Here is a 9,410-nt window from a genome sequence, read left to right on the forward strand (position 1 = left end):
TGACGGTATAACCTGGCCAGAAGGAGGCAATATCAATATGATGCACGGCGACAGCAGGGTGATGGTGGTGGTGTGTTTGGAGACAGCCAGTTTACCAGCACCCTGTCTGTCAACTTCCACTTCCCCAAGATCCCGCGAAGAACCGATTTTTACTGGTTTCGGAAATCGACCAGCGATACGCGGATTTACAAGCGGCTGGATTGATGGCGTGGTCGTGGGCTTAAACCGGTTTTAAAGAAGAGCTGGCAAGATGGCATCACCCACAACGTCCGATGGGGCTCTTGCCGGGGGTAAACAGGTTGCGTGTTGAGATAATGCGGGAGGCAATATGTTGGTAAAAGCGATAGTTCCGACGGAGCAGGTCGTAGATGTGATCTGTGATGTGTGTGGTGACAGCACGACAAAGACAATGGCACAGGAATACGGCACATTGTCAGCCCACTGGGGGTATGGCTCGGTACGGCACGATGGCGAGAGATACGAAGTGCATCTCTGTGAAGATTGTTTCTTTGAGACGCTCGCGTCTTTGCGTCAAAGCCATCGCTCGCAGAATATGTTTGAGGACGATTATGTGCCAGCCGACCCTGATCGTTTTGGTCGGGTGGAATGACGGATAAACAGTCAGGTGCTCGTAGTGGCGTCGTGAGCTGGGCCACTACAAAGCACCAGCCCGCTATGAAATTTGCAAATCTGCATTCTTGAGCTTAAAGACACAGCCTTGCCGGATCAGCTCCTCCCGGTTGGCGAGCACCAGTGGGTAGAGCAGGGGATTATTAGCATGTTCCCCGTTGTAGCTCACCTGCATCCGCTCCAGGGCGTAATGCATCAAGGGGACGCGCTGTTCTATCAGCAACTTGCCGTCGGTCATCGCATAGTCGCTGGCGATAATGGCCTGCTGTTCATCACCCAGACAGGGATTGGGGGTCACCACAGCGACCACCCGATTGTTCCACTCCAGATCCTGATCTCGACCGTGGGCCGAAGCGTCGAGTAGCTCCGGCTTGCCCCGAAAGCGGCTCATCACAAAGTCCAGATAATCCCTCTTCTTCTCGCAATACGCCCGCACATGCCAGCGAATGCCGTCATAGACCAAGGTATGGGGAACTATATTGCGCCCGCTACGCTCGGCCGAACTGAGCGACACATAATCCACATCCACCCGTAACTGGCTGCGGGCCGCCTGCACCAGACCGCGTACGATGACGGGGTCGATATGGCGGTTAGGCACATCCAGGATCTCGATATGGCCGTAACGCAGGTCCATCAGTGGCAGCGCCAAGACACCTGCCTCATGCTGGCGCTGATGCTGCTTCTCTCGGTGCAGCAGCAACAGATACTCATCCACCTTGCCTTCGCTAAAGCGAGGGCTGAACTGGGCGGTAGGTTTGTATCCCTTGAGATTGCGGTCGTACTCCAGCCCTTGTGGCGAGACCTCCTGGATATAGCGGTTGATATCCCTCGACGCCTGCTGGCGGCCAATGTTGAAGGCAGTGCAGAGGTGGTTGGTGGTTAGGCGGCCTTCCCACATCAACACGATCTCCAGCAGTCGAAAACGCAAAGTCTGATCCCAGGTGAGCGCCCCAGCGGTCATATGTGCTCCAAAATGCGACATGTGAATGTAACCAGTATCGGCATGAGTATACAGGCGACATATACTGGCAGCACCAATTGTGTAGAGCAAAGGAGAGGGAAAGTGCGAACAAGTATCCCACGAACAAAAAATGAAAATTTTAGTCATTTAATATCAATGGGTTACCAGTAAATGCTCTCGTGCCATATGACTTATTCGCACCTTCCCCAAATCAGCTTGAGCCAAGTCGAATCATCAATAACGCGGGGATTGATACCCGAATTAAAAGCCACGGAGCGCGGCGTGGCGAGGTGATGCCGGGGGCTGAACTTCAAATGCCCCCAACCCCACAGCTCAAAATCTGTAAAAAAGCGTCGCAAGGCATGCAGAAAGGCGCGTTTTGAGTTGGCAGCAATAGGCTGGCCAAGCCCTTTGAGCTGCGTTCCTTTCGCTGACTCTAGAGCCCACTCACCAACTGTCATCCGGTCAACAGCGGCAATAAGTGCTGCGCAAGTGGACATGCTCCAATCGGTGGGCGCCGTAATTCCTAGTTGCGCACGTGCTAACCAGGCACCGGTCCTCAAGATGAAACTGTAATTACTTTCACGTGTGCGGGGACGTAAGGTGGAAGTGTCTCGCCAACGACGGCACCATATCACCCAAGTAGGATCGATACCTTCTGCGTATTCCGGTGAAGTTGAACAGTGATTCCGGCCAACGTGAACACCCTGATCCTTAACGCGCTCATGTCATCTCGTTTCTAACTCGACTGTTCAGATTGGGTCAACTCACTTCTCCTCTTTCTCATCGATTCTCCCTTCAGTGACAGCCGGTGAGCGTTGTGCATCAGCCGGTCCAGGATCGCATCTGCCAGGGGTGTTGTCCCCCAAGCTCGCGTACCACTCTTCCGTTGGTAGTTGACTGACCACTACCGTCGAGTATTTTCCATACCGATCATCCATGATCTGCCTGCTGGAGGCGTGATCCAAGCCAACATCCTGGCGGTAGTCCGGCCCACACTCAGCGTTTGAGCATTTGCAGCAATGGCGGTAAGGGAGACCGGAGTCGTCAGATATCTGCTTGAAAAAACGACATGTAGAAGTATCCAGTATTGTTGCCAGCTGGGTTGCTTTCTATGCTCTTGTGGTCAAATGACGCCAGCCGTCCATCGTATGATTCTTTGGACTGGGGCCAAGGGAGCGAACAAGGATACCGAATGGCAAATCCCAAAAGTCTGATATTCCAACTGCATAAACATTGGGACGTCATCGAAGCATTGGTTCGGGCTTCGCGGGAATGGCCTGCTTTCGATGAGGCGATGGTGCTGAGGCTAATTGGCAAGTCCAGCCGGGGCAGTGACAGCGAGCCTGAGTGTGGAGAAATCTTGCGCAGCCTATGTAGCAGCGATGTCCTGCAGTGGCTTGAGCGAACCGATACCCTGCAGGTCAACCCCTTGGTGCAAGAGTTTGCGCGGGGGCTGTTACGTGAGCATGAGTTAGGGCTTTCTGCCGTGCTCAAGGCGCGTATCGAGGCCATCAAACAAGCGACAGCACAAATACTGGAAGGTTCTGAACCACTCAATCCCGATTATTTGCGTCAGGGCTCAGCCAAGATGTCAGACCTGTTGCGGCAGATCAGTTTGCAATTGGATCAGGATCGCCATGCCATATTGGAGCTGGCCGAACAGGCTAAATCCGCGGATGCAGCCATGCCAATAGCGCAACGTTATCGCTCAGTGCTTGAAGCCTATGACCAGTATGTGGAGCCCATGAACGAGATGATGGACTCCGGGCTTGCGGGCAACTTCTATCCCTTTCTGGAGCAGGCGGAGAGGGCTCTGGATCGGGCTGTAGAGGCCATCACCATACAAGGTGGGCTTTATACCCACCAGTTACAGTTGCGTCAGGTTTCTTATCAAGCCAAGGAGTTGCAGCGGTTGGGAAGATTGGTAGCCCAGCAATGTGCCGCCACCTTGCTGCCGCTGCGTGAAGAGCTGCGCGAGCATAATGGCCTGTCTGCCGCCATCAGCCAGTTGTTGGGGCGTGTGCGCAAACGTGGCCTCACGCGAGCTCTGCCGTTGCGCAATACGAAGGGGGCCTTGCCTGTCTGGCGGCAGGAGCGACCGCGACGCGTTAGTGTAGGCTTCGAGGTCAAGGATTTTATGGCCAGCGCCCTGGCGTACATACCGGAACTCATCCGTTTCCCGACGGAGGTCCCCTTCGACGCCTCACTGGTAGAGCCCATTGATGACGAGACCCTCAAACAACACCTGCAAGAGAGCCTGCCAGTGGAGAACCTGATGCTCTGGTTGCTACAGCATTATGGCGAGCAGCCGGATGCCACCTTGTTGCGACTCTACCACGAACTGGTGCGTGAGCCTCTTTGGCTGGCGAGCCTTCACCCAGATAGCACCACAACGGATTTGCAAGAGGTGCTGGTCAGTTATCACCCCAACAGGATCCAGAGATCATGATTACCTCTATTTCGCATCTGGAGTCGCTCGGTGCCCTGAGTGAGCTGTTTCGCCTGTTCAACAGCGGCAAGCACCTCAACCGGGTGGCGGAGCCTGCCCTGTGGGCCGAGCTGGAGCGGTGTCAGGAAAGCTATCAGGCTATTTTTGCCGCCCTGGGGTTTGAGCTTAAAGTCGAGCCACGTGGCTATGCCTGGTTTCATATCGAGGAGTCCGGCAGCCAAGCCAGCAAGACTAGCAAGCGCCTGGCGTTGTTATGGATGTGCTTGTTTGATACCCAGGCTGATGAGGGCAGACCCTTGTCCCGCTTTACGGAGTGGCGGGTAGACAAGGCCTTGCTGGCCAAGGCTCACGAGCATCATCAGGAGATCCTTGAGGCCGAGGGGTTGGAGCTGGATGGCTTCATCGCGTTGCTGGACAGCGCGGTCAAGCTCGGATTTGCGTTGTCACTTAACGGTTATTGGCAGTTATTGCCGGCGGTCTATCGCTATCTGGAACACTTCGAATCGTTGAGCGCATCTGGCCAAGACGATTCATTCGATGAGCCGCAGGGTGGCGAGGAAGATGAATCGGCAGAGGTGGGTTTGGATGAGGAGGAGGAAGCATGATCCAGTACGGGTTTGAGCGTCTGGTATTGTTGGGCAGTGCCGGGTATCAGAGAGCCGAGTTGCCGCTGGATGCTGCCGTCTCACTCATCGCCCCCAATAACACAGGTAAAACCAGCCTCATCAACGCGCTGCAGTTTTTATTGATCATCGACCAGCGACGCATGGACTTTGGCGCCCACGATCTGGAGAAGTCCAAACGATTCTACTTCCCCAACAACAGCGCCTACATACTGCTGGAAGCCTGTCTGCCAGAAACGGGGACCGTGGTGCTGGGATGTGTCGGCAAGGGGGTTAGCCATGACTATCAGTACTTTGCCTACAAGGGAGCGTTGGATCTGGATGATTATCGGTTGGACGGCGGCGCTCTGGTGGCGGAGCCCCAACTGGTAAACCACCTGGCCACGCGCCAGCGGCTGGTGTTTGTCTACAAGAGTCCCAATGATTTTCGCGATGCCCTGTATGGTGGTCGTCGCAAGCGGGCCGCCAGCGAGCCCGATTTCACCCTCTTTCATCTGGAGCATCAATCGGATGCTGCTGCCTATCGACAGGTCCTCACTCGTACCTTACGGCTGGATAGGCTCACCTCGGCCGATGTCAAAAATTATCTGTTGGAAATCTTCAAACGGGACTTGTCGGATGCGGCCATCGACTTTCGGCAAGAGTGGGAAAAGGCATTTAGCGAGGTCAATAGTGAACGGGCTCAGTATCAGGCGGCGGTCAATCAGTCTGCACGGATCCTGAGCTTGGCCAAACAAGTGCAAGAGCGTTTGACGCTCAGAGGCAAGCTCATCGTCTGGTGCCCACAGATAGAAGAAGACCTCAAGCAGTGGCACTCCTACTATGAGTCCACAGCAGAGGAATTGGCAGCCAAGGTGTTGCAATGCGAGACGGCACAAAAGCAATCGGGGAGCCGTATTCAGGAGCTGAGTGTCGAACGGCTCGTAAAACAGCAGTCCCATACTCAGCTGCTGGCGCTCAATCAGCAGCAAGCGGAGCTGGAGCGTCGGTTTACCCTGCTTTCGGGACGTGAGCAACTTGAAACACAGCTGGCGGCGGTCAAGGAGAATTTGGAGGCTCAGATCACCCTGCTGGGGCAGGTCAAGAGCCGCAGCGTAGAGGACATAAGGCGAGATTTACGTCGGCAACAGCAGTTGTCGATGAGCCTGCATCGGCAGCAGGAGACTTTGGCCGACAATCTCTATCGACACATGGCTGAGCATCTGAGTGAAGAGGAGTTACTGCGACTAAACCGGGTGCTCCAGGCCGGAGTGATGCAGTTGGGACCGGCAGATTTCGAACTTGATATGCCCCGGTTGAAACAACAGTTGTCACAGGCGCCGAGCGAGACGCTGATGCTGGCTGGCCTGCGCATTAACCTTCATCGGTTGCATCCCCAGTTTCAGCAACTCAGTGAAGCCGAGCTGGAGGAGCAGATCAGGGATACCGACAGGCATATCGCCAGTTTGGAGGAGCAGCGGCAAACAGCCGAGCAGCGCCATCAGGCCGAGGCACACAAGCAACGATTAGAGCAGGAGCAGCAACAACTGCGGCAGGAGCTGGCCGACTTCGACACCTGGCAGCATTTATTGGCCCAGAGTGACCAGCGAGCAGAGCAATTGATAGCCCATAAACAAGAGCTGGATAGGCTACAGGCCGAGCTGGCAGCGATTAACCAGCAGCAATTGAGCTTGGTTGATCAACTCAATGCTTTGCGACAAGCGCAGATGCGACTGAATGATGAGCATAACGGCATCGTCACCATGCGTAACCAGCGCGAGGATCAGGGGCCAGAATTCGGTTATCTGGAATCTCTTTCCTACCATCCCTGGCTCGGGGGCGCCACCAGCACGCTGGATACCCTATATACCCGTTTGCAGGAATTCCAGGCTGATAGTCGTCAATTGTCGGCGTTGAACAGCGCGTTGCAGCGCGGTTTGCAGGATTTGCACGCTGGCGGACTCACCAAGTATGAACACTGTCCGAATCAGGACGAGGAGTGGAGCCGGATCCTCGATTTCCATCAGATGTTGCCAAAAGAAGCCGAGGCATTGGAGAAGAAGGCCCGCAGTGCCGTGATCAATGTCACCGCCAGCCTTAAACAGCTCAGACAGGGGCTGAATGCTTTCAAGGCGCAGATGCGAGGCTTCAACCGGCTGGTGAGTCAGCGCCAACTGTCCGACCTCAGGGTTTTCAAAATCGAGCCCAGGGATGAAGCACACTTGGTGGAAGCCATCGAAACTCTGCTCGATAAGTCCGCTCAGATGGAGACGGGGGAGAGCTTCGATCTGTTTAATCAGCAAAGCGTGCTGGATGATGTGCGATTGGATCGCGCCAAACAGACCTTGTTTGATGAGGGCAATGCCCGGCAAGGGCTCCGTGTCGCCGATCTGTTTCGCCTGGAGTTTGTGATAGGTAAGCAGGATCAGCAGGAGGAGTCCTTCACCGAGATAGACAGTGCGGCCTCCAACGGCACCGTATTGATGGCCAAGCTGGTGACCGGGCTGGCCATGCTCCACCTGATGCATCACAAGAACAAGCGCATCCGCACCATCTGTTATCTGGATGAGGCGCTGGCGCTGGATACCCGCAACCAGAAAAATCTGATCGATGTGGCGGCAGAATTCGGTTTTGCCCTGATCTGCGCCTCGCCAGCTCCGTTGACCACGGCACGCTATTGCGTACCTATCCATCACCATGCCGGCAAGAACCATATCAATCGGCAGAGCTGGCTGGTGCTTGCTCCCAAGGAGCGACCATGAGCCGTAGTTTGATCGCCGCCTTGCGCAAATTGCGCCAAGCCCCTGGAGGAGGGCTTGCCAGCTCTCAATTGAGCGAGGGGCAACGACGTGAGCTGAGCAGCTTTGCCCGCGCTACCGGCAGCATACAGATGCGGCCCGAGGGCAGGGGAGTCGTATTTGAGATAAGGCTGCCCGCCGTGGTGGAACACCAGTGGCGACAACTGGTGCCGATAGAGCAAGCCGAATTGGTCGATGGTCTGCCACGCCGAGCGCGTAACATCGCCGCCACTCGCCGTAGCAAGGGGGCAGATCATGGGCATGAGTTCAGCTATCTGCTGTTAAAGGCTGGTCCCGGTCAGGTGGCGTGGCGAGACGATAAAGACAACCGGCTGGACTTGCGACTGAGCACCGATCAACTGGGCGTCGCCGCTCTGACTGTGCACGCCGACAGCACCTGGTATACCGAACATCCGCTATGGCTTGTGGAAAATCAGGCGCTGTTTGACCAGCTGGACTGGCTACCCTGCGCCCAGCCCGCCAGTGTTGCTTATTACAGTGGCCAATTGCCCAACACATTGTTGGATTGGCTCGCCTTGCGCCAGCGGGCGCCTGCGATCCACTTCTTTCCCGACTACGACGGAGTGGGTCTGCTCAACTTTGCCCGGCTTCGCAGCCGTCTTGGCCACAGCGTGGCCCTGTGGTTGATGCCCGAGTGGCCATCTCGTCTCGAGCGTTTCGGTTGTACCACGCTTTGGCAGGATACCCAGCGCGAATTCAACGCCATGCTGGCACACCCTGCGACAGCCGATTTCGACGTGGAAGTGAAGCAATTGATCCGGTCAATGCAAGCCAGCGGGATGGCGCTGGAGCAGGAAGCCGTGTGGTTGTGAGGAACTGCCCCGTCCGTCTCGCCTGCCTCTTATCTGTCTATTAGTTTGAAAATATCTGCTTGAAAATACGACATGTGCAAAACCCCAGTATCGAAGCGGCTTTGCTCGAACGATATAGTCATCTGGGTTTTAACTGATGACTTGAGAGATAAAGGATGAAGGCGGCGACACGGCATGATTGGCAAGGGTTACAACCATTGCATCGAGATGCGCTCACCCTTCCGCTGAGCCTGCGCTTTCGCGATGAGCAGATGGCCAATATCCGACAGGGATTTATCCCTCCGGCGATGGAGTACAAATGGTTCTGCTATTTCGAAGGAGAAACTCTCCACCTATACCGGAGCTGGACGGGGAGCAAGGCGGCGGAAGTGCTCTTTGTTCGTGACAGTGAAGGTTGGTGGCTGGCATCGAGAATGCGGTTGTCGCTGGATCCTGATCATTTCGGCTGGTCTTTGGAGGAGGCCAAATCGATCATCGAAAGCGAAATTGCCTTTTATGCCGCCGGGCAAGTCCCCGTCGATGGCTTTGCGCAGATGCTGCAAACGGCGTCCCAAGCGGGTTATTTCGGCTCGCCCAGCGTCGTGCATGAATTGCTGTTTCCCTTCTTCCATTGTCTGCTCTGCAAGGGGGTGGCGCCGCATATCGAGGGCATCCCAGCGCGAAGCGTTGCCGATGTTGTGGAGGAAAATAAACGGGTAACGCGTGCGATCAGCAGGCAGACCGGGGAGGTGCACGGCCTGGAGGCGTGGCGCACGGCGGAGCAACTTGGCAAGGCCCTCATCCATTACTTCGAGTTGGATGAGGGGTGGCACGCAGGGGAAGATCTCGCCTTCACGCTCAGTGAGGGGCTGGCTGCCGTCGGCATTCAGGTATCTGAGGTGATCCTGGCCTTTATCCATGCGCCATCTCCCACGCTGGACGGCCTCATTCAGTATTTGAAGGTGATACAGGACTTTGTGGTCAGCGTCATGATGGGCACTAACAGCGCCTCATATACAGGACCTTAAGAAAACACTTCATTTGAAATTCCTTCTAAGGTCCTGTTCTGTATCGATTTTCGCTGCTTGGTTCGACGGGCATTTTTCGCCAAGTAAACGGCAGCCCATTCCAGACGCTCTCTTATTTCCACCAACA

General features: G+C 55.5%; 9 protein-coding genes and 1 pseudogene. 7 read left to right on the forward strand and 3 right to left on the reverse strand.

Annotation, left to right across the window (positions count from 1 at the left end; genetic code table 11):
• Together J9889_RS15960 and J9889_RS15965 are read left to right on the forward strand one after the other, a co-directional pair.
• Positions 1 to 235 (forward strand): hypothetical protein (locus J9889_RS15960; RefSeq protein ID WP_210557331.1); only part of this gene is annotated, 235 nt, incomplete at its 5' end.
• A gap of 93 nt (positions 236 to 328) precedes the next feature.
• Positions 329 to 610, forward strand: coding sequence for a hypothetical protein (locus J9889_RS15965; protein WP_010674967.1), 282 nt, complete (start codon positions 329 to 331; stop codon positions 608 to 610).
• Between the two features lie 63 nt (positions 611 to 673).
• Here J9889_RS15965 and J9889_RS15970 read toward each other — a convergent pair whose 3' ends face one another.
• The 3 genes and pseudogenes from J9889_RS15970 to istB form a co-directional block, all read right to left on the reverse strand.
• Positions 674 to 1,591, reverse strand: coding sequence for a WYL domain-containing protein (locus J9889_RS15970; protein ID WP_010674966.1), 918 nt, complete (start codon positions 1,589 to 1,591; stop codon positions 674 to 676).
• A 191-nt stretch (positions 1,592 to 1,782) separates the two neighbouring features.
• Complete coding sequence (locus J9889_RS15975) at positions 1,783 to 2,091, reverse strand: hypothetical protein (protein WP_210557332.1); 309 nt, start codon at positions 2,089 to 2,091, stop codon at positions 1,783 to 1,785.
• A gap of 239 nt (positions 2,092 to 2,330) precedes the next feature.
• A pseudogene (gene istB / locus J9889_RS15980) lies at positions 2,331 to 2,538 on the reverse strand (IS21-like element ISAs29 family helper ATPase IstB); the annotation flags it as partial.
• Positions 2,539 to 2,786: 248 nt separating this feature from the next.
• On the opposite strand from istB, the gene J9889_RS15985 reads away from it, so the two are divergent.
• The 5 genes from J9889_RS15985 (at position 2,787) to J9889_RS16005 (ending at position 9,283) form a co-directional block, all read left to right on the forward strand.
• Positions 2,787 to 4,043, forward strand: a complete 1,257-nt coding sequence (locus J9889_RS15985) for a hypothetical protein (RefSeq protein WP_103858836.1) — start codon at positions 2,787 to 2,789, stop codon at positions 4,041 to 4,043.
• Positions 4,040 to 4,648: a hypothetical protein gene (locus tag J9889_RS15990; RefSeq protein WP_005330555.1), complete on the forward strand. Its 609-nt coding sequence runs from the start codon at positions 4,040 to 4,042 to the stop codon at positions 4,646 to 4,648. The genes J9889_RS15985 and J9889_RS15990 overlap by 4 nt, the downstream gene beginning before the upstream one ends.
• Positions 4,645 to 7,407, forward strand: a complete 2,763-nt coding sequence (locus J9889_RS15995) for a hypothetical protein (RefSeq protein WP_210557333.1) — start codon at positions 4,645 to 4,647, stop codon at positions 7,405 to 7,407. Before J9889_RS15990 ends, J9889_RS15995 begins: the two co-directional genes overlap by 4 nt.
• Entirely contained in the window at positions 7,404 to 8,276 is an 873-nt protein-coding gene (locus tag J9889_RS16000; RefSeq protein WP_021140990.1) for a hypothetical protein, read from the forward strand. Before J9889_RS15995 ends, J9889_RS16000 begins: the two co-directional genes overlap by 4 nt.
• Before the next feature lie 155 nt (positions 8,277 to 8,431).
• The gene (locus J9889_RS16005; protein WP_210557334.1) at positions 8,432 to 9,283 is read left to right on the forward strand and encodes a hypothetical protein; all 852 of its coding nucleotides are present in this window, start codon (positions 8,432 to 8,434) and stop codon (positions 9,281 to 9,283) included.
• The last annotated feature ends 127 nt before the right edge of the window (positions 9,284 to 9,410 follow it).

Origin of the sequence: Aeromonas sp. PrichA-15 (assembly GCF_017939245.1) — a bacterium.
GTDB lineage: Bacteria > Pseudomonadota > Gammaproteobacteria > Enterobacterales > Aeromonadaceae > Aeromonas > Aeromonas caviae.